Genomic DNA, 23,405 nt, shown 5'->3' with positions numbered 1-23,405 from the left:
CCGGTTAGGCCTCGGCGCTGCTGCGTTTGCGGGTCAGCGACTGGACCAGCGCGACGGAGATGACACTGACGAAAATCAGCAGCACCGACAGCGACGCCGCGACCGGAAAGCGACCGTCGTCGACATAGTTGAAGATTGCGATCGGCAGGGTTTCCAGGCCCGGGACATAGAGCAGGATCGCCATGGACAGTTCGCGAAGTGAGACCGCGAAAACCAGGACCCAGGCAGCGATCACGCCGGAGCGCAGCACCGGAATCGAGATGTCCTTAATCGTCCGAAGCCAACCGGCCCCCGACATGCGCCCAGCCTCCTCGAGCTCGGGAGCCATCTGCTTGATCGCGTTGCGGAGGAACACGAAGGCAAAGGGGAAACGCTGGGCTGTGAACGCGATGAAGAACAGCCAGATCGTCCCGTAGAGCGAGACCGAGGCGGTGCTGTATCCGATCACGAAGCCGACCGCGAGCGCCAGCCCGGGAAAGGCGAAGGTGACGGTGCTGACGAATACCAGGAGCGAGCGCCCTCTCGCATTGGTGCGTTCGACCAACCACACGATGACGATCCCGAGCAGAACCGAGATCGACGCCACCGTGATGCCGATGACGATGCTGTTCATCACGGCCTTGGGTATGTAGGTCGAGAAATCGGTCAGGATCGCGTAGTTTTCCCAGGTAAGGTTGTCCGCGGTGAGCGCGCCCGACCACCGGCGCAGGAACGACGTGCGCAGCAACACGACCAACGGGATCATGACGGTGACGGCGATGACCAGCAGCGAATAGGCGAGGAAAATCGCCTTGGTCACCGGCGAGGACCTGTCGGCATCGCGCGCCGCCTTGCCGGAGATGACAGCATAACGGCGACGCCCGAGCGCATAGCGCTGTAGGACGAGGCCCAGCATCGTCAGCACGATGATCGGCGTCGCAGCGGCCGCGGCGAGCTCGAACTGGGGCGGATAGGAGAAAAGCTCGTAGATCTTGGTCGTCATGACGTGAAAGCCGCCGCCATTGGCGATGGCGGCGGCGGCGCCGAACGCCCCCATGGCGTCAAGGAAAACCAGGATGGCCGAGGACAGGATCGCCGGAGCGACGAGCGGGAGCGTGATGCGCGTGGCACCGTGCCACGCCGAGGCGCCCGACATGCGCGTCGCCTCCTCGTAGCTGCGGTCCATGTTCTCGAGCGCGGCGCTGACGGCGAAGAAGACGATCGGATAGAAGCTGACCGACAGGATGATGATGAGCCCGTGGAGACTGTAGATGTCGATGCGAAAGCCTGGCCCCAGCCACTCGGAGAAGATCACGTTGAGCCACCCCGCATTGGGGCCCAGCATCAGGATCCAGGCGACCGCGCCGATGAAGTTCGGGATGACGAATGCGATCATCACCATCACCCGGACGAAATTCTTCAGCGGCATACCGGTGCGGGCCACCCCCCACGCGACGGGGACGCCGAGCAGAAGAGAGATCACCGTCACGGCCGAGCAGGCGATCAATGAATTCGTCAGTGCCGAGACCAGGCCCGGCTCGCTGAAGACGCGGACGTAATTGGCGAAGGTGAATTGCCCGGCATCGGTCCTCAGCCCCATGTCAAAGATAATGTAGAGCGGGTAGAGGATCAGCCACCCGACAAGAAGAACCGACGTCGCGGTGATGATTATTTTTGGCCATTCAGATCGGGTTAAGCTCATAATCCGCGTCTCCTGAAAGAAGGTAAGCTCAACGTAGGCCGAGAGCCTTGTCGAACTCGGCCACGACGTTGTCGCCTTCAGCGGAGATCCGGTCCGCGCCATAGTACTTCAGCTTGATTTCGCTGAGCTTGGGCAATCCCGTCGGGGCAGTGTCGACATCCGTGCGGGAGGAGTGGACGCCGATATTCTTGACGATCGCGGTCTGGCCTTCCTGCGAAAGCATGAAGCGCAGAAGCAGCTTCGCGGCGTTGGGATTCTTGGCCTTCGCCAGGATTCCCGTCGGGTAATGGGCGAGCGCGTTGCCCTCCGGCCACCAGATCGGACGGATCGGCGCACCTTCACGCAGGGGTTGGACGATCCGGTAGCCGGTGACGCCCCATCCGAGAAGCCTCTCGCCGGACATGATCGCGCTGATCGCCGCCTCGTTGCCGTTGGTGATCAGGATCTTCAGCTCGCCGGCATTTCTGATGAAGTCCATGCCGTTCTCTTCGGCGACGTTCATCAGCGCGGAGGCGTTGGTGCCGCCTCGCGTCGGCCGCGACATCGCCAGGGTGCCCCGCCATCGCGGGTCCTTGAGATCCCGCAGTGACTTCGGGGCCTCGTCGGGTTTCAGCTTGGCGGAATTGTAGATCCCGATCATCGGTGTGACGCCGATGGCGAAAAAATACCCGTCCTTGTCCGCCGTCCCCGGGAGCATCTGTGCGGCTTCCGCGGCAAGGTCGACCGGGGCGAGGTACTTCTGCTCCTTCCAGCGGAGAAACGCGTCCGGCTCGCTCAGGTTGACCAGGTCGAAGCTCGAGCGGTTGGCCCGTCGCTCGGCCTCCATGAGCTGGACCATCGGGCCGGTCGAGCGGCGGGTGTAGCTTACCCGAACGCCGGGATATTTCTTCTCGAAGATATCGATGACGTTGCCGATCTCGCTTTCCGAAAGGGTGCCGCCGAAGCGGACATTTCCTTCGGCCTTCGCCGCGGCATAGAGTTCGGTCGCCACTGACGTGTCCTGCGACAGCGCCGCCGCGGCCGAGCCAATGAAGCACAGCACAGCCAGAGCTGCGATCGCACCAAGCTTCTTCAATGTTGCCTCCCTCTTTTGTTTTTTGATCTGCCGGCTGATCCGGCTTGTGTATCAGGCCGGCAGGACTCGAAACGCTCCACTATCCAGATGAACGGAAACGGCCTGCTGGGCCTTGGGCCGCATGGCACGCGCGGGCAACGTGACCCGCAACGTCACGTTGTTGATTCGCACCACCAGATCGGTCGAGCTCCCGAGAAAGGTGCTTTGCTCCACGATTCCGGGATAGGTGTTACGCTTCCCGTCAAGGCTTTGCGCCCCGGCCGGAAGGATGTCGATGTCGTGCGGTCTCACATAGAGGCAGATATCGCGGGCCTGGATCGCCTCGGAGGAACTGACCGCGACGCGCCCCAGCCCTTCCACTTCGACGAGGCGTTCGCCTTCGCCCGATGCGACGACAGACCCCTTCAGCTTGTTGCTGACACCAACGAAGCTTGCGACGAACGGCGTTTGTGGGGTGCCGTAGATTTCTTCGGCCGTCCCGAGCTGCTCGATGCATCCCGCATTCATGACGGCGATGCGATTGCCGACGACCATCGCCTCTTCCTGGTCATGGGTGACGTAGAGGCTGGTGATCCCGAGCTTGTCGAGAATGGCCCGGATTTCGAAGCGCATATGCTCGCGCAGCGTGGCGTCGAGATTGCTCAGGGGCTCGTCGAAGAGCAGAAGGCGAGGCTCCAGAACCAAGGCGCGCGCGAGCGCGACGCGTTGCTGCTGGCCGCCTGAGAGTTCGCCCGGAAACCGGTTGACATAGGCGGCCATCCGCACGATTTCCAGCCCGGCAACGACCCGTTCCTGAACCTCCGTCTTGGACTGGCCCTTGAGGCGCAGGCCGTATGACAGGTTTTCCCCGACCGTCTTGTGGGGCCAGACCGCGTAGTTCTGAAACACCATCGACAACCCGCGACGCTCCGGCGGGATGAAGACACCCGGCCCCGCCACCATGGCTCCGTCGATGGTAATCGAACCGCTGTCGGGCTCTGAAAATCCCGCGATCATCCGCAGCAAGGTGGTCTTGCCGCAGCCGCTGGAGCCCAGAAGCACGATGGTTTCGCCCTGGGCCGCAGAGAGGCTGACGTCCTTGACCGCCCGCATGGACCCGAATGACTTCGATACTCCACTGATGACGAGGCGCATCGCCTCTGCCGAATCGTGTGACGCAGTCGGCGCACTACGTGCGCGCGGCGACAAAGCATAAACAGACATCGATCCTCCCCTCGATCACAGTCGGAGGCGGAGCGCCGCCACGCGAGCGGCAGCCCCGCCTGAGGCGCCTTGCCGGGTCAGGCGACGGCGCGCCCTTCCATCTGTGCAACGCGATCGAGGAGATAGTCGTAGCCACCCTCGCGGCTCAGTGTCCGGCGCGTGGGTTCGAGCTTCGGGATGGCGTCCTTATCGAGATTCGGCCCGAGATTGACGTCCGGCCCGAAGGTCCGGAAAAGCCAGACCTGATGCGCTTGGGCCTCGGCCTCGAATACCAGTTTCTCGAGGCCGACGCGACCGGCGAGCTCCACGAGCAGGGATGCCTGGGGATTGGTCGCGCTTGGCCCGAGGCAAAGCTCGATCTGCGAACGCTCGAGAATGCAGAGGTCGCAGCCGTTATCGAACATGGTCAACATCTCGTCGGACGCCATGTTCACGTCGAATGCGGTGTCCGGATACTTATCTCCGACCTCGAACATGACCTTCAAGCCGGCATCCTTGGCCATCTTGATGTATTTGATTTTCTGCTCGAGCGTCAGCGGGATGATGTTTTCCGAGCACTCCACGGCGGTGAAACCCATCTTCACCAGTTTCGTGAAGGTTTCCTGGACCGAATTGCTCAGATAGGCCATCTCGAAAACGATACCGCCCGGATTCACATCGATATCGTGGGATCGATAGAGATCGATCTTTCTGCGGACCAGATCGGAGGGCTTGTCCTCCATCAGCAGCACGAACAAATGCCGGATCTTCATGTAGTCGATGAACTCGCCGACCACCTCCATCCAGCTTTCCGCCTCCGCATAGCCGAAACCCAGATCGCGAGCGAGCGTCAGCCCTCTCTTGCGCGGCTTCGCGCTGCGTTCGGGCATATCGATGAAGTTCAGAGCACGCATTGAAACCTCCCTTGTCATTGGCTATCGTTTCGCCTATCAAAATGCATATCGATCATACGAAGCGCAAGTGCTTTTTTATGTGTCGCGATTGTCCCGTCCGTCGCATGGTGACGGATGTGAAAAACGCTGCAGGAGGACCTTCGAAATGAGTCAGGGAGTAGAAGCCGTCGACCGAGCGTTGCGGATCATGGGATCCTTCACTTCCGCTGACCCGATTTTGTCATTGCGCGAGATCTCGGCCAGGACATCGCTCAACAAAGCCACGATATTGAGAATTATAACGTCGCTTGAAAAGTATAATTACATCTCGAGGCTGGGAGAGGGCCGCTATTCTCTCGGGCCAAGTCACCTTTTTTTGGGAAGCATATACCAGAGATCGCTGAAGATGAGCGATGTAATTCTGCCGATATTGATGCAGATCATGCAAAATACCGGCGAGACCGCAAGTTTCTTCATCCGGAACAAGGAGCAGCGCGTCTGTCTCCTGATGGTGGAGTCGCAGAGCACGCTTCGGTCGCATCTCCGCGAAGGGGATGTCCTGCCGCTAAGGCCTAGCGGCACAGGCAAGGTGCTCGAAGCTTTCGATACGCCGGCACTGGACGACGCGGAGCACCGGGAAGCGCGGGAACGCGGCTATGCGATCAATCTGGGAGAACGGCACTCGGAAATCGCATCGGTCGCAGTGCCGGTTTTTCGCAGCGGGCGAAAGCTTGCCGGTGCGATCTCGGTATCTGGCCCGATCGCCCATTTTACGGAAGAGCGCATCGGCGCGCTCGCCGAAATTCTGATGGAGGGCGCCTCCCGGGCGTCATTCCAGCTTGGCGGTTCCGAGCTGAGCGGCGGCGCGAAACAGTTTGAGTTGCCAGTCGCATGAAGCAGACGCCCGCCTCCATTCAGCCTCGCACCGACCGTGCGGGCGAAGACAAGCTCCGGTCGACGCTCGAGCCGATCGCCCGTCTGCTGCCGGGCATACTCGCCTGCGGCGGGATCGCGGCCATCGCTGTCGCCGTTCAGTTCTTGGAGCTTCAACTTTTCGAACAGGCCCATCTGGAGGCGCTCGTCATAGCGATCCTTCTGGGCGTCGCTGTGAGGACGGCTATAGGAATTGGGCCACGGCTGCTGCCCGGCATCGCTTTCTGCGCCAAGCCTCTCCTGGAAGCCGCTGTCGCGCTCCTCGGTGCCTCGCTCACCGCATCGGCGCTCACCGCGGCGGGGGGGGCGCTGTTTACAGGTATCGTGCTGGTGGTGGCAATTGCGCTCGCATCCAGCTATGCGGTCGGCCGTGCGTTTGGTCTTCCGGCCAAACTTGCGATCCTGGTCGCCTGCGGCAACGCGATTTGCGGAAACTCCGCGATTGCCGCCATGGCAACGGCCATTCGCGCCGATCCGCGCGACGTCGTCTCCTCGATCGCCTTCACCGCCGTGCTGAGTGTCGTACTCGTCCTCCTTCTGCCTTTCGCTATCCCTGCCTTCGGCTTGAGCGAGAAAGCTTACGGCGTTCTCGCGGGCACCACCATCTACGCCGTGCCCCAGGTGGTGGCCGCGACCGCTCCCGCCGGGCCGCTTGCGCTGCAGGTCGGTACCCTGGTCAAGCTCGTGAGGGTTCTGCTCCTCGGACCTTTGATCCTCGTCGCTTCGCTGATTTCGCAGCGTCAGGCCGGGTCCGGCCGCGCCATCGCCTGGGCCAAACTCGTCCCCTGGTTCATCGTCGTCTTCTTCGTGCTGGCGGCCGCCAGGTCGGCCGACCTGATCCCGAACACCGCCCTGAACGTCATGGTCACCGCCACGCGCATCTTCACGCTTCTGTCTATGGCAGCACTCGGGCTGGGCGTCGATGTCATGACGCTCAGGCGCGTCGGCTGGCGCGCCCTTGTCGTAGTGCTGATCTCGATGACCCTGTTGCTTGGACTGAGCCTGGCCCTCGTTTTCGCTCTCAGTGTCTGATCCGGAACGTTGCGTTGCGTCCTCGCCCGCCGAAGAACCTTCTTCAGATTGGAGCCGTGATGAGTGAGAAATCCGTCGATGTGATAATCGCCGGTGGGGGCAACGCGGCGCTTTGCGCGGCGATCGCAGCAAGAAGGGCAGGTGCCAGCGTTCTCGTTCTCGAGGCGGCACCGCGCTTTTATCGCGGCGGGAATACCAGGCATACGCGCAACATGCGATGTGCGCACGACAGCGCGACTGACATCCTGACCGGCCCTTATCCCGAAGAGGAGTTCTGGGAAGATCTGCAGCGGGTGACCGAAGGGCATACCGACGCCCGGCTTTCGCAACTGATGATCGCCGAATCCAAGAGCATGCTCACCTGGATCGCGGAACAGGGCGTCCTCTTCCAGCCCTCTCTCGGCGGCACTCTGAGCCTCGGACGGACCAATTCGTTCTTCCTGGGTGGCGGCAGGGCCATGCTCAACGCGCTTTACGCCACGGCCGAGCGGCTTGGCGTCAAGATTCGCTATGAAACAGAGGTCTTGGACATCGACATCGCAGACGGCCGTTTCGAGCGAGCTTGGATCGCGGAGAGCGGCGGCCGCACGGCGATGGCGGCGAAGGCGTTCGTAGCGGCATCCGGCGGTTTCGAAGCCAATATCGAATGGTTGAAGGAGGGTTGGGGCGATATCGCGGATAATTTCCTGATTCGCGGAACCCCCTATAATCGCGGTTCCCTCCTCAAGCGCCTGATTGCGCACGGCGCTCGCCAGATCGGGGATCCCACGCAGTGCCATGCCGTGGCCATCGACGCGCGGGCGCCGAAATTCGACGGCGGGATCATCACCCGGCTGGACTGTGTCGTATTCGGGATTGTGGTGAACCGGGACGCCGAGCGCTTCTATGACGAGGGCGAGGATATCTGGCCCAAGCGCTACGCGATCTGGGGCAGGCTCGTTGCCGCCCAGCCGGATCAGATCGCCTACATCATCTTCGATGCACGATCTCTCGAACTGTTCATGCCGTCGCTCTTTCCACCCATCAAGGCCGATAGCATTCCCAGCCTGGCCGCAGCGCTCGGGCTCGATCCAACTCGGCTTGAGGCGACGGTATCGGCCTTCAACACGGCGGTCAGCCCAGGCACGTTCGATACGACGGTCTTGGACGACTGCCGTACCGAAGGCCTCCATCCGCCCAAATCGCACTGGGCGCGGCGGATCGAAACCGGGCCGTTCTACGCCTATCCCGTGCGTCCGGGCATCACATTCACCTATCTGGGCGTGCAGGTGAACGGCGAGGCGCGCATTATAATGAACGATGGATGGCCCAGCCCCAACATGTTTGCCGCCGGCGAGATCATGGCGGGGAACATTCTCGGTCGAGGCTACGCGGCGGGCATCGGCATGACCATCGGCAGTGTCTTCGGCCGCCTCGCAGGACAGGGAGCAGCTTCTTATGTCACCGGCTGAGAATCTTAAAGAAGCAGAGCGGCTGATGACGATCTGCAATTCCTGCCGATATTGTGAGGGTATATGCGCCGTTTTCCCCGCGATGGAGATGCGGCGCTCCTTCGCTTCCGGCGACCTGAACTACCTGGCGAATCTGTGCCATGGCTGCAGTGCCTGCTATTTCGACTGCCAGTTCTCCCCCCCTCACGAATTCAACGTAAACGTGCCCAAAACCCTGGCGCTTGTCCGGGCCGACTCCTACGCTGCCTACGCTTGGCCCCGCGGCTTCTTGGGCTTGTTCGAGCGAAATGGCCTAGCGATCAGCCTGATCGCCGCCGCATGCGTTACAATATTCATCGCGGGGTTTGTTGCCTGGCACCGGCCTTCGGTGTTGTTGGGTACTCACGAAGGCCCTGGCGCATTCTACCGCCTGATGCCCCACAATACGATGGTGGCAATCTTCGGGTTCGCTTTCGGCTATGCTTTACTCGCATCTTGGATGGGGATGCGCCAGTTCTGGCGCGATACAGGCGGCAACCACGTCGATGCGCCGTCGTTGTGGCAGGCACTGAAAGATGCAGGCCGGCTGCGTTACCTGGACGGCGGCGGAGCCGGGTGCATGACCGAATCCGAAAAGCCCTCCGACAATCGTCGCCTCTTCCACCATCTCACCTTCTACGGCTTCATGCTTTGCTTCGCATCGACGTCGACCGCGACCCTCTATCATTATCTTCTCGGCCTCGAAGCGCCTTTTCCCTGGTATGATTTGCCGGTCTTGCTTGGAACCGCCGGGGGCATAGGTCTGCTCATCGGTCCTGTCGGCCTCCTGTACGAGAAACTCCGCCGCGTTCCGGATCTGCAGGTTCGCGCGCGATTTGGCATGGACGTCGCTTTTCTTGCAATGCTGTTCCTGACCAGTCTCACGGGGCTCGCTTTGCTGGCATTTCGAAGTACTCCCGCCATGGCCTTGCTTCTGGCCCTTCACCTGGGTGTCGTCTTCGCTCTCTTTATTACAATGCCCTATGGAAAGTTCGTGCATGGAATCTACCGATTCCTGGCTCTGTTACGCTACGCTCAGGAGCGCGCTTCGATTAATAAGTCTGATGCTGCGTAGCAGGATTGCTGTGGTGCCGCGCGACGGCCGAGGCTGCTGAGCGACGACAGCTGCTCCTGCATCTCGGCCAACCTCGCAATCTGGCTCGACGGCAAGGGACGTGCAGGATGGGCGCGGCGCACCCTGTCATTCCCAAACGCAGGCGTGCATCGATCTTTGGCAAGAGACCGCGAAGCGACTGTCGAACAGTGCGCCGCTCAGGAATTCGTCGTGCAGCTTGGGAGCTCCGGCCAAGCGAAAATGCCTCCCCGGCAGCCAGTTGCCCGCCGAGGGATACAACAACTTCGTCAAGCAGATCGTGCCGCGCTGGACCATGACCGACAAGATGATCACCGACGCCGAGGTCGACAAGGTCTGCCGCTGCGTGGTCGCCTTCCACTCGCTCATGATGATGGACGAGAACAAACTTCAGGTCGCCCAGTTCATCGACGGCTGGCTCACGAAGAAGGCGTTGACCAAGCAGGGCTGGAAAAGGAAAGATGCGCCTGCCACGGCAGGCACACCTCGACTAACTGCGCCCGCGTGGCGAAGAACCGGGTCGCGGCGGCGTGCTGGGACCGCAAGCAGGTCCTGGAGTATCGGACCGAATACCGTATTTGGCCCGATACTCCAGCTCGTTGATTTTGCATCGGCTATGTCCGAAAGCCGCATGCCACTTTTCGGGCCGAGGCTTTAATGCTTCAGTACCTGCCGGAAGAAGGAGTGGGCACGCTCTGTTTCCGGATGGTCGAAGATGCGGTCCGGCGCGCCTTCCTCGACTATCCTTCCGTCCGCCATGAACACCACGCGGTCCGCCACCGTGCGCGCAAAGCCCATTTCGTGGGTCACGACCAGCATCGTCATCCCTGTGTGGGCGAGCTCGAGCATGACGTCGAGAACCTCCTTGATCATCTCGGGATCAAGCGCCGAAGTCGGCTCGTCGAACAGCATGATCTTGGGCTGCATGCACAGCGCCCGCGCGATGGCGACGCGCTGCTGTTGCCCACCTGAGAGCTGGAGCGGAAATTTGCGCGCCTGCTCCGGGATATGGACACGTTCCAAATAGTTCATAGCCAGCGCCTCCGCTTCCCGGCGGGGCGTGCCGCGCACGAGCATCGGAGCGATTGTCAGGTTCTCCAGGATCGTGAGATGCGGGAACAGGTTGAAGCTCTGGAAGACCATGCCGACTTCGCGCCGGATCGCCTCCAGGCCGCGGGTGCGCCCATCGAGTTCGACGCCGTTGGCCACGATGCGGCCCGCATGATGGCTTTCGAGACCGTTGATGCAGCGGATCAGCGTGGATTTTCCGGACCCTGAAGGCCCGCAGATCACGATCTTTTCGCCGGCCGCCACCTCCAGGTCGACGTCATGCAGGACCTGCACGTTGCCGTACCATTTGCAGAGTCCTTGGATGCTGACGGCAGGGGCAGCACCGGATTCCGTGACATCCACTCGTTGTGCAGACGTGTTCACGAGACATATCCCTTGTTCATCCTGCGCTCCATCAAGCGCGCGTAGATCGAAAGTGCGAAGCCGAAAGCGAAATAGACGAAACCCACGAAAGTGTAGGCTTCGACATAGTATTTCCGCCAAACGGGATCCTGCATGACAGCGGTCGTCGCGGTCAGGATGTCGAACAGGCCGATGATCATCACGAAGGATGTATTCTTCATCGCCGCGATGACGTGGTTCATGATGGCCGGAAAGGCGATGCGCAGAGCCTGGGGGAGAATGACGCGACCGGTCATCTGCCAGTAGCGCAGGCCCAGCGCCTTCGCCGCTTCATATTGCCCTTCGGGCACGGCCTGCAGGCCACCGCGGATCGTCTCGGCCTGGTAGCAGGCGAAGAAGATTGCGATCCCGATGGTTACGCGCAACAGCTTGTCGACATTGGTGCCGGCCGGCAGGAACAGCGGGAAGACATTGACCGCGACGAAGAGGATCGTGATCAGCGGCACGCCACGCAGGGTCTCGATCAAGACGACGCTGACCGAACGCAGGAGCGCCAGATGGGAGCGGCGGCCGAGCGCGAGCAGCACGGCGATCGGAAAGCCGATGATCACTGTTCCGGAGAACATGATCATCGTCAGGGCAAGGCCGCCCCATTCGGTTGTCGGCACGACGCGCAGCGGCCCGATGCCGCCGTACATCAGCGCCCCGATGAGAACGACCGTGATCCCCCATAGCGGAATCAGCAGGCGCAACGACCAGAAGCGCGGCGTGAGCGTCACCACCACCGTGACGAGATAGATCGCGACGGCCAGGGTCGGCCGCCATTGTTCGTCGAACGGATAAAGTCCGAAGAGGATGACGCGGTGCTTCTCGGCAATCACCGCCCAGCAGGCACCGAGGGCGTCACGGCAGCTGTCCGGGCCCGTCGAGACGAAGATGGCATTGAAGAACGCCCAGTTGGCGATCTTGACGCAGACCGGGACTATCAGTGCTAGGACCGCAAAGCTCAAGACGATGTGGAAAGGCGAAGGCCATACGCGCTCGCGCAGCCACCAGTTCAGGGCGTTGCGACGGCCGCTCACCGGCGTCTGAAGTACATTCGACATGTCAGCGCCCCTTCAACGCGACGCGACTATTGTAGAAATTCATCAGCAGCGAGGTGATGAGACTGAGCGTGAAGTAGATCAACATCATAATCGTGACCATTTCCATGGCCTGTCCGGTTTGGTTCATCACGGTATTGCCGATGTTGACGAGTTCCGGATAGCCGATAATGACGCCCAGAGAGCTGTTCTTGGTCAGGCTGAGAAATTGGCTCGACAGCGGGGGGACGATGACGCGCAATGCCTGCGGCAGGACGATCCGGGTCATGATGGAGAACGGATGCAGGCCGAGCGCGCGCGCCGCCTCCACCTGGCCTTTCGGGACGGCTTGAATTCCCCCGCGCACGATCTCTGCGATGAATGCACCGGTGTAGATCGTCAGGCCGATGGCCAGAGCGAAGAATTCGGGCGAGAGCGTCAATCCGCCGAAGAAGCCGAAACCGCGCCGCTGCGGGATGTCGGGAGTGAATTGCGCACCCGTCACGAGCCAGGTCAGCACGGGCAGTGCGACGAGAACCGCAAGAGCGGGCAGGACCGGCTCGACATATCGCCCCGTGCGTTCGCCGTAACGGCGCGCCAGACGGGTAACGGCGAAGGCTGCGAGAACGGCGACGCCGAGCGCGATCGCGAGCGTTCCGCTCGCGGTGCCGAAGCCGGGCAGCGGCAGGGTCAAACCGCGATTGCTGATGAAGCCGATGCCGAGCAGGTCGTGCGCCTGCCGCGGTGGCGGCAGATTGCGGATGATCGAGGACCACAGCAGCACATGCAGGATGATCGGCACGTTGCGGGCGAGCTCGACATAAGTACCGGCGAGCGTCGAGATCACGACGTTGCGCGACGCTCGGGCCACACCGGCGACCACGCCGAGCAGGGTGGCGAACACGATGCCGACCGCAGCGACCCGGATCGTGTTCAACAGACCGACGAGCAGCGCCCGCCCATAGGTATCGCTGGCGCTGTAGGGGATCGGCGACTCGCCGATGTTGAAACGCGCGAGCTGCTCCAGAAAGCCGAACCCGGTGGCGATGTTCTGCCGCTGGAGATTCTCGGAGACGTTGCTGTAGAGCGCGTAGATGCCAAGCGCGATCAGAGCGGCGAGCCCGGCCTGATAGATTAGGCCCCGCGTGAACGGATCGTCCCAGCTCAGGCGGCGGCGCGGCGGCCCGGCGGCATGCCGGGCCCTCCCATGAGCCTTCGCCGGAACGGCGGCGGCGAGGCCTCGGTCGATGCTGGTCATATCACGTCACCCTGCGATGCGGACGCATTACTTGATCGGCAGCCCGTAGAGCAGCCCGCCCTCGATCCACAGCTTGTTGTGTCCGCGGGGCAGCGGCAGCTTCGTCTTCTCGCCGAAGTGACGCTCGTAGATGTCCCCGTAATTACCGACGGACTTGATGACCCAGTAGAGCCATTTCTTGTCGAGCCCGAGCTTGGGGCCGTAATCGCCGGTGACGCCGAGCAGATCCTGGACATAGGGGTCCTTGGACTTGGTCATCTCGTCGACATTGGCCTGGCCGACCTTGTTCTCCTCGGCCTCCATCAGGCCGTACATCACCCATTTCATGATGTCGTACCACTGGTCGTCGCCATGGCGGACAGCAAGTGCCAGCGGCTCTTTGGAGAAGGTGCCGTCGAGGATGACATGGTCGTCGGGATTCGGCGCATCGTACATCCGCACGCCCGGCAGCGCGTCACGATCCTTGGCGAGCGCATCGCAGCGGCCGGCGACATAGGCGCTGGCGAGCTCCTTGTTGTTCTCGATCACGATCGGGGTGTACTTGAGTCCGCGCTGCGTGAAGAGGCGGGCGACGGCCTGCTCGGTGGTGCTGCCCGGCGCCATGCAGATGGTGGCGCCGTTCAGTTCCTCCACAGTCTTCACGCCGGCATCCTTGCGGACCATGAACCCGAGGCCGGTATAGAAGACCGGGGGCGAGAAGTTGAGGCCGAGCGCGGTGTCGCGGGTCAGCGTCGCCGTGGTGTTGCGGGCCAGCACGTCGACTTCGCCAGCCTGAATCGCCGGGAACCGCTGTTGGCTCGACAGCGCGACGAAACGGACCTTCTCGCCACTGCCGAAGATCGCGGCACCAAGCGCGCGGCACAGATCGACCTCGAAGCCCGACCAGCGCCCCTTGTCGTCAGGTGCCGCAAAGCCGTAACGGCCCGGATGAGCACCGCAGAGCACCTCCCCGCGCTCACGAATGGCCTTCAGAGTGTCGCCTTGGCCAGCCTCGGCCGGCAGCGGGGCGGCGCCTAGAAGCGTGGCGATGGCGCCGACGAAACCAAGTGCGAAACGCATATTCTGACTCCCCTTTTTATTGAAGCGATCTTGCGAATTGCGGCGGCCGGCTATGCGGCCAATTGCATCTTCGAGCGGACGGGCGCGCGAACTCCCTCGCTCAACGAGCCAGCCGCTCGAAACCTTGGTCGAGATCGTCGATCAGGTCGGAAACATCCTCGAGGCCGACATGCACGCGCATGCACTGGCCGGGCTCGTTCCATGTCGTGGCCGATCGCAGGACCCGTGGATCGGTCGGAAGCAGCAGGCTTTCATAGCCGCCCCAGCTCGATCCCATGCCGAACAGACGCAGGCCGTCGACCATCGCGGCCAGCCGCTTGCGGTCCGTCTCCCGGATGACGAAACCGAACAGCCCAGAAGCACCGGTGAAATGCGTCTTCCAGAGCTCATGGCCCGGATCGTTCTCCAAGGCCGGATACATGACGCGCGTCACCTCCGGCCTCCTGGCCAGCCAGTTGGCCAGCTCCAGGGCGTTGGCATGATGCTGGCGCATCCTGACCGCGATCGTCCGCAGGCCGCGCTGAGCCAAATACGCGTCGTCCGGGCCGACGCAAAGGCCGAGACGCTGCGCGAAGGTCTTGACGCGCTCATAGCTGCCCTCCGCACAGGAGATCGTGCCGAGCATCAGATCGGAATGGCCGGAAATGTATTTGGTGCCGGCCTGCACTGAGATATCGACGCCCATGGTCAGCGGCTTGAAGAACACACCGCCGGCCCAGGTGTTGTCGACGACGGTGACGATGCCGCGCGGCTTCGCGGCTGCGACAATCGCCGCGATATCGGTCATCTCGAAGGTCAGCGAGCCGGGCGCCTCCATCCAGATCAGACGCGTGTTCGGCTTGATCAGCGCCTCGATGCCGGCCCCGATCAGCGGATCGTAGAAATCGACCTCGACACCGAAGCGCCGCAGCACCTCGTTGCCGCAATGCCGGCACGGCCCATAGACGTTGTCCGCGATCAGGGCGTGGTCGCCCGGATCCAGATTGGCGAGCAACGTCGTGGAGATCGCATTCGCGCCGGAGGGAGCCAGAACCGTACCGGCCGCCTCTTCCAGGGCAGAGACCGCATCCTCGAGCGCGAAGGTCGTCGGCGTCCCGCGCCGGCCGTAACGGATTTTCGTATCAGCCTTGGCGTCGAGCGCCGCCAGCGTCGGGAACAGGACCGTCGAGGCATGGAACACCGGCGGGTTCACGACACCGAAATGCGCAGCCGGGTCGCGCCCCGCATGGCAGATGATGGTGTCGGGACCCAGCTTGTGGTTACGCGCCGGCTCCTTGGCGGCCATGCCCTTGCTGGGGGCGAGATCGGACGGCGAAGACAAGCTCATGGGTCGCTCTTTCCTGAACGGGCCAGTGCGGGCGCGAGACGAAAAACAAGCGCCGCTGGAAAATCAGCATGTGAATGCATACAACTGCATTTATTAGAGCGCAATAGGATGCTGCTTTCTCTTTTCCCCTTCGCAATGGTGTGTTCCACTGTGCAGGAGCCGCTGCTTTGGCATAGGAAGGCGGGAGCCGAGCCGAAGCCGACAACAGGAGCCTCAGACCGACTATGACCGCCCAGCCTAAACGCGCTTCGACCGGTGGCCGTGACCTCGTCTTCGACGCTTACGAGCGCATCCGCGCCCTGATCCAGAAAGGCGAGCTCGCCATCGGCGGGCGTGTGACCGAAGCCGGCCTGGCGACGATGCTCGGCATGTCTCGCACGCCGGTGCACGAGGCCATCGCCAAGCTCGAGACGGATGGGCTCCTCACCAACGAGCCTCGCCGTGGCCTGATCGTGACCGATCTCGACCATCAGCAGATCATCGAACTCTATTTCATGCGAGAGGTGCTGGAAGGCGCCGCCGCGCGGCTGACGGCCCAGGGCGCGAGCGAGATCGAGCTCGCCACCTTCGCGGGCCTTGTCGAGGCCGAGGCCGGGGCACTCGATGACGTCCCGCGCATGTCGGAGATCAATCGGAACTTCCGCCATCTCCTCGCCCTCTCCGCCCATAACCGCTATCTGCTGCGCAGCCTGAATCAGCTCTCCGTCACGATGTCGCTTCTGCCGACGCTGATCGGCGAGAACGGCCGCGCGGCGGTGCTGCACCGGCAGCACCGCGAGATCGCCGAAGCACTCCTGCGCCGGGACGGCTCGGCCGCGGAGAACCTGGTCAAGACTCAGGTTCGTTCCTCACAGCAGCACCGCATGAGCATCATGCTGCGCGCTCAGGCGACAGCCGGCAACGGCTCTTGAAACGAGCGCGCCTCGCGTCAGAGCATGCCGTCGTCGCGAGGCGCCTGGCGCAGCGTCAGCTCAGCGCGCCGGCAATGTGGCGCCGATACCCGTCATGGCCGGCGAGCCGGTCGCGATAGGCCTCGAGCGCAGGCAGCGCCGGCAGCGGCAGCGTGACGAGAAACCAGCGATGGACCGCCGGCGCCAATGCGAGATCGGCCATCGTCAACGAAGAGCCCGCGAGATAGTCGCTCTGCTGCAAATGGCGGTCGAGCAGACCGGCATGGCTTGTGAGCGTCTTGAAGGCCGCCTCCGCAGCAGCGTTGTCGCCGGCCTTTGCGGCAGTCCGCAGCTTGCCCATCGCCGGAACGAAAGCGGTCGCGCCCCAATCCATCCATTGATCGGCGGCGGCGCGGCCGGCCGCATCGGCAGGCCAGATGGCCGTTTTGGCGTAGCGATTGCCGAGGCAGCGCAGCACGGCGTTCGATTCCCACACGGTCGCATCTCCGTCGACGACAGTAGGCACCTTGCCGTGCGGATTGAGCGCGCGATACTCGGCCGTGTCCGTGCCACCGAACCGGCCACCGCAGGCGATCAGCTCATAGCTCACCCCGAGTTCGTCGAGAGCCCAGAAGGCCTTCGCGCAGTTCGAAGAATCGCGACGTCCGTAGATCTTGAGCATCGTCATCATCCTTGTACGGTTGCAGTCATGATGTCGTCGACGCCGGGCGCCTGGCCGAGCGCGAGAATGGCGCGGAACAGGCTTCGGGCGTGGTCCTCGTCGAGGTGCGAACCAGCGCAGTCGACGAACTTGGCCTCGAGTTCATCATCCGTCATCGGGTTGAGAGGTCCGCGGCCGAACGCGGTTGAGGCCGAGGCCTCGAAGACGCTTCCGTCACGAAGCTTGACCTTCACCCGGCCGAGATACTCGTCGCCCTCTTCGTGGGCACGCGACCGCGTCCGCGCGAGCAGCGACGCGATTTCGGGCTGCAGAAAAGTCTCGCCGTCGAAATCGTCGAGGCGAATGATCCCGGCACTCAGTGCCTTGGCCGTCAGGAACTGCACGCTGAACTTCGCCTCGAGCCCGGTGCCGGGCTGGGAACGATCCGTGTGTGCGAGCCGCCGTCGATGTGTCCAGGTCTCGATCTCCGCAACGTCGTCGGGCCCGAAGGGACCGTGCTGGCGGCGAAGAGCCAACGCGGCATCGATGGCGGAATGCGCGCTGCCGCAGCACGGGTGCTGTTTGATCGCAAGCCCCGGGGAGAGCAATTCCGGCTGATCCAGCCAATCGCCCAGCGCTAGTTGCGGATCGAAGGTGCCCGTGCCGTTGAACAGGCTGAAGAAGCCGTATTCGTGCTCGAAGGCATTGGCACTGGCCGTGATGCACTTTTCGGACAGCGTTGCGGCCAGCAGTCCGTTATAGGCGGCCTGGCCGACATGAAGCGGCTTGATCGGCGTTCCGAAATTCGCCTTGAGGCCGCTCGCCATCGAGACCGCGATCGCCAGCGCCGTCGCCATCCGCTCCCGGTCGAGGCCCATCAGGTGAGCGCTAGCGGCAGCGGCACCGAAGACGCCGAGCGTGGCGGTCGGGTGCCAGCCCTTCTCATAGTGATGGGGCATCACTGCGCGGGCGAGGCGCAGTTCCAGCTCGACGCCCGCGAGATAGGCCGCCAGCACCGCCCGTCCGGAGGCGCCACGCTCCTGCGCCAGGGCAAGCAGGGCCGGCACGACCGGCGCGGACGGGTGGCCGCCCATCGTGGTGCTGCAATCGTCGAAGTCGAGCGCATGCGCCGCCGTGCCGTTGATCAGGGCTGCCTGCAACGGAGAGCACCGGCCCGGGCGGCCGATCTTGGTCGCCGGCCCCGTATCGGCTGCAATCTCGAGCACGCGCTCGACACCGTCGAGAAACTCTGCCTTGCAGCCGGCCAGCGCAGTTCCGATGGTATCGGCAAAGGCGCGCGCCGCTACGCGGCCGGCATCCGCCGGCATGGTCCCAAGCGTTATCGCGCTGGCGCGTTCAGCAAGCTCGAATGCGAAGCTCATGGCGTCCTCATCGCTCGGATTATAGTGGCTGGCCGCTCAGGCAGCGCTGGATTGTTCGATCAGCGCGGTCAATTCACGAATGTCATGGAGCTCTTCGAGCCTCATGAGCATGTCGAAGCTGGCCTCGATTCCCGCCGCCGTCAGCGCGTGACCAGCGCAATCGGTATATTTCGCATGCAGCATGCCGTCAGGCAGCGGCGCCTCCGGCCCGCGCCCCAGCGGGGACGACACCGACGCGGTCAGTTTCGTGCCATCTTTCAGCACCACGACGACCTCGGCCCCGTAATCGTTGGAATCGTCGTTATGCTCGTCGATGCCGATGAGCTGCATCACACGCGTGACCTGCGGATCGTAGAGAGCGTCATCCTCGAAATGCCCGAGCGTGACCGCGCCGTTCACCAACCCGCGCGCAACCGCATAAGGCATCGAGAACTTGGCGTTGAGCGCGCTGGTCGCGGGGTTGCGTACATGCGGAAGCAGGCGCCTGCGGTGCATCCTCACCGTCACGGCCGCGATGCTGTCGGCCTGCAGGCTTTCGCGGCGCCGAAGCTCGATCGCGGCGTCGATCGCTCCGTGAACGCTGTAGACGCACGGGTATTTCTTGATGGAAATTCCCGGTGCGAGGAGATCGAGCGGCTGGCCCCAGGAATCCAGCATGCGCCCCGTGTCGAAGTTGCCCTCTCCGTTAAGAACCCGAAGAAAGCCATGGACGTGCTCGAAAGCCTCGAGCGAAGCCTGTACGCCTTCCGCCGCGAGTAGGGCCGCGAAAAGCCCGTTGCGTGCCGCGAAACCGGCATGCAAGGGCTTGGTCTGGGTGCCGAAATTGGCCTTGACGCCACTGGCGAAGGATGCGGCCGTCGCCAGCGCATGGGCAAGCGCGTCGGCGCGAAGGGCAAGCAGCCTCCCACAGGCCGCCACCGCACCGAATATCCCGAGCGTGGCGGTGGGATGCCAGCCCTTTTCATAATGATGGAAGTTTACGCCACGCGCGATGCGCGTGGCGGTCTCGACACCGACGATATAGGCATCCAGCAGCTCGGCTCCGGTCGTACCGCGCTGCTCGGCGAGCGCCAGCAAAGCCGGAATGATGATGACCGTCGGGTGACCGGAGAGCGATTTGCTCGTGTCATCGTAATCGAGTGCATGGCCGGAGGTCGCGTTGACATAGGCCGCTTCGAGCCGGCCGATCCGCGCCTTGCGCCCGAGTATCAGGCATTGGCCGGGATTTGGTGAACTGGCCAGTGCCGCTTCCGTCGTCGCCGTTCTGGCACCGAGCAAAGCGCAGCCGATCATGTCAGCAATGGCGTCCTTGGCCCATTTGCGGGCCATCGGATCAAAGCTGCGTGGTTCGAGGGCGGCTGAACGCTCCGCAATGTGCTTGACCAGCATCCGCAATGCTCCGAGGGCGCGATGGTGACGACGACCGTTTGTGCAACACTGATAGGCGCAACGGCATCGCAATGTCTACCACTGCATGCAATTGAGTTCAGATGAATTTAATGTATTGTCGGGATTGTCCCGCGAAGCCCGGGCGCTGGGAGCGCCCTCTGGCGAGGCTCGTCGGCCGTGTGGTTTGTCGGAGAAAGATGGTCCGTGCGCAAAATGCCGCTCGAACCGACATTGCTTGTCACCGCAAGCCGATGGCGAGCATCGGCTGTGTCCCCGGCCGCCCCTTTGGCCCGGCCGGAGGACACAGGCTGAGACAAAGGATCGCGAGACCGCGATCCTGCTGCCGATTGTGTCACATGCTTCCGAAGTTCAGATCGACATGTTGGCGCTCTTGACCAACTCAGCCCAGCGCTTGGATTCCGTACGCATCATTTCGGCGAATGCTGCCGGCTCGTTGCCGATCGGCTCGGCGCCTTCGTTGCGCAGGCGCTCTTTGATCGTATCGTTGTTGATTGTGCTGATTGTGGCGTCGCGAAGGATCTTAATGATCGGCTCGGGCGTACCTTTGGGCACTACAAGCCCGTACCACGCGGTCGCGCGGTAGTCCGACCAGCCGAGTTCCGCCACCGTCGGCGTCTCCGGAAAGAGCTTGGTACGCTGCGGGCTCGTGACGGCGAGCAGCCGCACGGATTTACCCTCGATCAGACCGAGAACAGACGGAACGGTCGTGATCATGAAGTCGGACTGCCCGGCGATGAGGTCGGTCAGAGCAGGGCCCGCCCCGCGGTAGGGAACATGCACGGCCTCGAAGCCCGCGGTCCTGGCAAGCAGGACAGTGGCGAGGTGACTCGCGGATCCATTGCCGGCGGAGCCGTAGGTCAGCTTTCCGCTGTTCTTCTTCGCGTAGTCGACGAGGTCCCCGGCGGTCTGGAACGGGGATTTCGGCGCAACCACGAGGGCGAGCGGCGTATCGGAAATCAGCGTCACCGGATTGAAAGCCGTCAGCGGGTCGACTTTCACGTTCTTGAACAGGTGCGGATTGACGACCATCGGCCCCTGGTTCGCCAGCAGGACCGTGTAGCCGTCCGGCGGCGAGGATGCTGCCTGCGCCGTGATCAGGTTGCCGCCGGCAGAGCCGTTGTTTTCGACGACAAGAGACTGTCCGAGCTTTTCGCCGATGCCCTGAGCCACGAGCCGGGCGACGGCATCCGTCCCGCCACCGGCCGCATAGGGAACCAGCAATTTCATCGGGCGGGTCGGAAAAGCCGCCTGTGACCGTGCGACGGTGCTCAGAGCGCTCCCGGCGGCTAGAGAGGCGGCGCCTAGAACCAGGCTGCGGCGAGTCGGATGCATCATTGTTTCCTCCCAATGTCAGGGTGGCTGACGACCCTGTTGTGAGAGCCTCTTGCCATCCAATGGAAGGATTTGAGAAATGCGATAATTTACCTAATTGATGCGCTTCTATTATCAATAGTTGAGGCGGCGGGCTGATCCGCACTCCAGGTGTGGATCAGCATGTCCCGGAAACGCTGGGCAGCAGGTGCAAGGCGGGCTTTGCGTCGTTCGACCAGACCGATGGTCCTGGAAATGGGAGGCGCCCCGATCGCCTTCGTCGCAATGACGGGGTGATCGCGCGGTGGCGTAGCAAGCCGCGGCAGGACGGAGACGCCGAGACCGCGCTCGACGAGTCCGAGCGACGTCGTCAGGTGGTTCACTTCGAACTTAAACGTCAGGCCGATCCCCTCCTTGGCAAGAGCGCTTTCGAGGATCATGCGGTTGCCGCTGGCGCGACTGACCCCAATGAGAGTCTGGTCGGCGAGGTCCTTCCAGGCCAATTCCTGACGGGCTGCGAGCGGATGGTCACGCCTGCATGCGAGAACGAAGGGATCCTCGACAAGTGGGGTGAAAGCCAAGTCAGGATCGGAACTGCCGAGAAGATTGATGCCGAATTCGGCTTCGCCGCGCGCCACGCTCTCCAGGCCGTCATTAGCGGACAGATCGAGAATGCGAAAACGGATCAGCGGATAGATGGCGCTGAACGATTCGATCGCGCGTGGCAGGAAGTAGAAGGCGGCTGTTGGGACGCAGGCGATGGTGACCTGACCATATTGCCGTCCGGCGACGCCGGTGATGCCGAGAAGCGATTCCTCGAATTCGTCGAGGAGGCGGCGAGCCAATGGGGCGAAGGAACGCCCGACGCTTGTTGGCCCGACCCGTCGCGTCGTTCTTTCCAGCAGCGGCGCCCCTACCGCGGCTTCCAGTGACTGGACGCGGCGGGACAAGGCCGGCTGCGAGATGTTCAGCATCTCGGCCGCCTTGTGGAAGCCCCCCAATTCGAGGACCGCGAGAAAGGCACGGATATCGAGGAGCTCGAAATTGATACGCATATAGGATTAATTGCAATAATTTTTGCATTTTACAACATGATTAAGGCGGCGGATATCGCTTTGAGACCCGTCGATCCCGGCGGAAGCTGCTGGACATTGGCCGCCATGACGACCCAACTTCGCATTCCATGTACCCTCATGCGCGGCGGCACCTCGCGCGGCCCCGTTTTCCTGGCGACGGATCTGCCGGCCGATCCAGCCATGCGCGATGAGGTTTTGCTGTCGGTGCTGGGGTCGGGCAACGAGCTTCAGATTAACGGGCTCGGAGGTGGCAACCCGCTGACGAGTAAGGTCGCCATCGTCGGGCCGTCGACGCATCCGAATGCGGATGTCGACTATCTCTTCGCCCAGGTGAAGGTCCTCGAGAGGATCGTCGACACCTCCCCGAATTGCGGAAATATGCTGTCGACGGTCGGGCCGTTCGCCATCGAGAAGGGGCTCGTTCCCGGCCAGCCCGGCCGGACACGCCTCGTCATTCACAACGTCAATACCGGCCAGCTCATTGCCGCTACCGTCCTCACCCCCGACGGGCGACCGACCTATGACGGCGACACCGTAATCGACGGTGTTCCGGGGAGCGGGGCGCCCGTCGAACTCGAATTTCTCGGCGTTGCCGGCGCCAAGACCGGAAAGCTGCTTCCGACCGGATCGGCCATCGACAGCATCGATGGGATCGAGGTTTCGTGTATCGACGCGGCGATGCCGCTGGTCGTGATCGAGGCCACCTCGCTTGGAAAAAGCGGCAGCGAAGCACCGGCAGAACTCGACGCCGACGGGCCGTTCATGGAGCGTCTGGAGGCGATCCGGCGTGAAGCCGGCAGGCGAATGGGGCTCGGGGACGTAGCCGGCCTCGTCATTCCCAAGCCGGTGCTGATCGGACCCCCGCAGAAGGGCGGGACGGTTACGGCGCGCTATTTCATGCCGCACTCCTGCCACAAGGCTTTCGCCGTCACCGGCGCTGTCGGGCTCGGCACGGCCTGCGGCACGCCGGGCACGCTGGCAAATCGCCTGGTGGGAGAAGCCCCCTTACCTCGTCGCGTGACGATCGAGCATCCATCGGGACGGATCGAGGTCATGATCGATCGGCGCGACGGAGCGGCCACCGCGGCGGTGGTCAGAACGACCAAACCCATTCTCGAGGGCGTCGCCTTCGCGCAGGTTCCGGATCGTCCGGCGCCGCTCGCGGCCTGAAGCTCCTT

Annotated in this window: 20 protein-coding genes and 1 pseudogene; 7 read left to right on the top strand and 14 right to left on the bottom strand. The window is 62.8% G+C overall.

The genetic code is table 11. The features are described 5' to 3' along the window. Window positions 1-4 precede the first annotated feature (4 nt). The 4 genes from AC6RIC_RS06365 to AC6RIC_RS06350 form a co-directional block, all read right to left on the bottom strand. On the bottom strand, window positions 5-1,783 hold the full coding sequence (locus AC6RIC_RS06365; protein WP_499735545.1) for an ABC transporter permease: 1,779 nt from the start codon (window positions 1,781-1,783) through the stop codon (window positions 5-7). Beyond that, window positions 1,710-2,756, bottom strand: coding sequence for an ABC transporter substrate-binding protein (locus AC6RIC_RS06360; protein WP_499735544.1), 1,047 nt, complete (start codon window positions 2,754-2,756; stop codon window positions 1,710-1,712). The genes AC6RIC_RS06365 and AC6RIC_RS06360 overlap by 74 nt, the downstream gene beginning before the upstream one ends. 51 nt (window positions 2,757-2,807) lie before the next feature. Further along, on the bottom strand, window positions 2,808-3,890 hold the full coding sequence (locus tag AC6RIC_RS06355) for an ABC transporter ATP-binding protein (protein ID WP_499735543.1): 1,083 nt from the start codon (window positions 3,888-3,890) through the stop codon (window positions 2,808-2,810). Between the two features lie 146 nt (window positions 3,891-4,036). Then, the gene (locus AC6RIC_RS06350; protein WP_499735542.1) at window positions 4,037-4,852 is read right to left on the bottom strand and encodes a phosphosulfolactate synthase; all 816 of its coding nucleotides are present in this window, start codon (window positions 4,850-4,852) and stop codon (window positions 4,037-4,039) included. Between AC6RIC_RS06350 and AC6RIC_RS06345 the strand changes: the two genes are divergently transcribed. From AC6RIC_RS06345 to AC6RIC_RS06325, 5 genes and pseudogenes are all read left to right on the top strand, one after another. Beyond that, complete coding sequence (locus AC6RIC_RS06345; protein ID WP_499735541.1) at window positions 4,833-5,726, top strand: IclR family transcriptional regulator; 894 nt, start codon at window positions 4,833-4,835, stop codon at window positions 5,724-5,726. The two genes, AC6RIC_RS06350 and AC6RIC_RS06345, sit on opposite strands and share 20 nt — an antisense overlap. After that, the gene (locus AC6RIC_RS06340; RefSeq protein ID WP_499735540.1) at window positions 5,723-6,796 is read left to right on the top strand and encodes a YeiH family protein; all 1,074 of its coding nucleotides are present in this window, start codon (window positions 5,723-5,725) and stop codon (window positions 6,794-6,796) included. Before AC6RIC_RS06345 ends, AC6RIC_RS06340 begins: the two co-directional genes overlap by 4 nt. A 59-nt stretch (window positions 6,797-6,855) precedes the next feature. Continuing rightward, window positions 6,856-8,247 (top strand): FAD-dependent tricarballylate dehydrogenase TcuA, encoded by a 1,392-nt coding sequence (gene tcuA, locus AC6RIC_RS06335; RefSeq protein ID WP_499735539.1) that lies wholly within the window; start codon window positions 6,856-6,858, stop codon window positions 8,245-8,247. Further along, window positions 8,234-9,340, top strand: a complete 1,107-nt coding sequence (gene tcuB / locus AC6RIC_RS06330) for a tricarballylate utilization 4Fe-4S protein TcuB (RefSeq protein WP_499735538.1) — start codon at window positions 8,234-8,236, stop codon at window positions 9,338-9,340. The genes tcuA and tcuB overlap by 14 nt, the downstream gene beginning before the upstream one ends. Before the next feature lie 18 nt (window positions 9,341-9,358). Continuing rightward, a pseudogene (locus tag AC6RIC_RS06325) lies at window positions 9,359-9,515 on the top strand (IS3 family transposase); the annotation flags it as partial. A 497-nt stretch (window positions 9,516-10,012) separates the two neighbouring features. On the opposite strand, the gene AC6RIC_RS06320 reads toward AC6RIC_RS06325, so the two are convergent. The 5 genes from AC6RIC_RS06320 to metC form a co-directional block, all read right to left on the bottom strand. Further along, window positions 10,013-10,792 carry an amino acid ABC transporter ATP-binding protein gene (locus tag AC6RIC_RS06320; RefSeq protein ID WP_499735537.1) on the bottom strand — a complete coding sequence of 260 codons (780 nt, stop codon included), beginning with the start codon at window positions 10,790-10,792 and terminating at the stop codon, window positions 10,013-10,015. Further along, window positions 10,789-11,877, bottom strand: coding sequence for an amino acid ABC transporter permease (locus tag AC6RIC_RS06315; protein ID WP_499735536.1), 1,089 nt, complete (start codon window positions 11,875-11,877; stop codon window positions 10,789-10,791). The genes AC6RIC_RS06320 and AC6RIC_RS06315 overlap by 4 nt, the downstream gene beginning before the upstream one ends. Before the next feature lies 1 nt (window position 11,878). Continuing rightward, window positions 11,879-13,111 carry an amino acid ABC transporter permease gene (locus tag AC6RIC_RS06310; RefSeq protein ID WP_499735535.1) on the bottom strand — a complete coding sequence of 411 codons (1,233 nt, stop codon included), beginning with the start codon at window positions 13,109-13,111 and terminating at the stop codon, window positions 11,879-11,881. A gap of 27 nt (window positions 13,112-13,138) precedes the next feature. Further along, complete coding sequence (locus AC6RIC_RS06305) at window positions 13,139-14,170, bottom strand: amino acid ABC transporter substrate-binding protein (RefSeq protein WP_499735534.1); 1,032 nt, start codon at window positions 14,168-14,170, stop codon at window positions 13,139-13,141. A gap of 100 nt (window positions 14,171-14,270) precedes the next feature. Beyond that, window positions 14,271-15,497: a cystathionine beta-lyase gene (metC, locus tag AC6RIC_RS06300; RefSeq protein WP_499735533.1), complete on the bottom strand. Its 1,227-nt coding sequence runs from the start codon at window positions 15,495-15,497 to the stop codon at window positions 14,271-14,273. A 224-nt stretch (window positions 15,498-15,721) separates the two neighbouring features. Between metC and AC6RIC_RS06295 the strand changes: the two genes are divergently transcribed. Continuing rightward, window positions 15,722-16,408, top strand: coding sequence for a GntR family transcriptional regulator (locus AC6RIC_RS06295; protein ID WP_499735532.1), 687 nt, complete (start codon window positions 15,722-15,724; stop codon window positions 16,406-16,408). A 55-nt stretch (window positions 16,409-16,463) separates the two neighbouring features. On the opposite strand, the gene AC6RIC_RS06290 is transcribed toward AC6RIC_RS06295, so the two are convergent. The 5 genes from AC6RIC_RS06290 to AC6RIC_RS06270 all read right to left on the bottom strand — a co-directional run bounded on the left by AC6RIC_RS06290 (window position 16,464) and on the right by AC6RIC_RS06270 (window position 22,206). After that, window positions 16,464-17,069, bottom strand: a complete 606-nt coding sequence (locus AC6RIC_RS06290; protein ID WP_499735531.1) for a glutathione S-transferase family protein — start codon at window positions 17,067-17,069, stop codon at window positions 16,464-16,466. A 5-nt stretch (window positions 17,070-17,074) separates the two neighbouring features. Next, on the bottom strand, window positions 17,075-18,430 hold the full coding sequence (locus tag AC6RIC_RS06285) for an MmgE/PrpD family protein (RefSeq protein WP_499735530.1): 1,356 nt from the start codon (window positions 18,428-18,430) through the stop codon (window positions 17,075-17,077). A 36-nt stretch (window positions 18,431-18,466) separates the two neighbouring features. Further along, window positions 18,467-19,819: an MmgE/PrpD family protein gene (locus AC6RIC_RS06280; protein WP_499736564.1), complete on the bottom strand. Its 1,353-nt coding sequence runs from the start codon at window positions 19,817-19,819 to the stop codon at window positions 18,467-18,469. Window positions 19,820-20,188: 369 nt separating this feature from the next. Continuing rightward, on the bottom strand, window positions 20,189-21,067 hold the full coding sequence (locus tag AC6RIC_RS06275) for a Bug family tripartite tricarboxylate transporter substrate binding protein (protein WP_499735529.1): 879 nt from the start codon (window positions 21,065-21,067) through the stop codon (window positions 20,189-20,191). A 194-nt stretch (window positions 21,068-21,261) separates the two neighbouring features. Beyond that, the gene (locus AC6RIC_RS06270) at window positions 21,262-22,206 is read right to left on the bottom strand and encodes a LysR family transcriptional regulator (protein ID WP_499735528.1); all 945 of its coding nucleotides are present in this window, start codon (window positions 22,204-22,206) and stop codon (window positions 21,262-21,264) included. Between the two features lie 105 nt (window positions 22,207-22,311). Here AC6RIC_RS06270 and AC6RIC_RS06265 point away from each other — a divergent pair, with 105 nt between their 5' ends. Next, the gene (locus tag AC6RIC_RS06265; RefSeq protein ID WP_499736563.1) at window positions 22,312-23,397 is read left to right on the top strand and encodes a 4-oxalomesaconate tautomerase; all 1,086 of its coding nucleotides are present in this window, start codon (window positions 22,312-22,314) and stop codon (window positions 23,395-23,397) included. Window positions 23,398-23,405: the final 8 nt, after the last annotated feature.

The sequence above is a fragment of the Allobosea sp. TBD101 genome (assembly GCF_059817965.1).
This window is presented reverse-complemented; position numbering and strand designations above follow the sequence as displayed.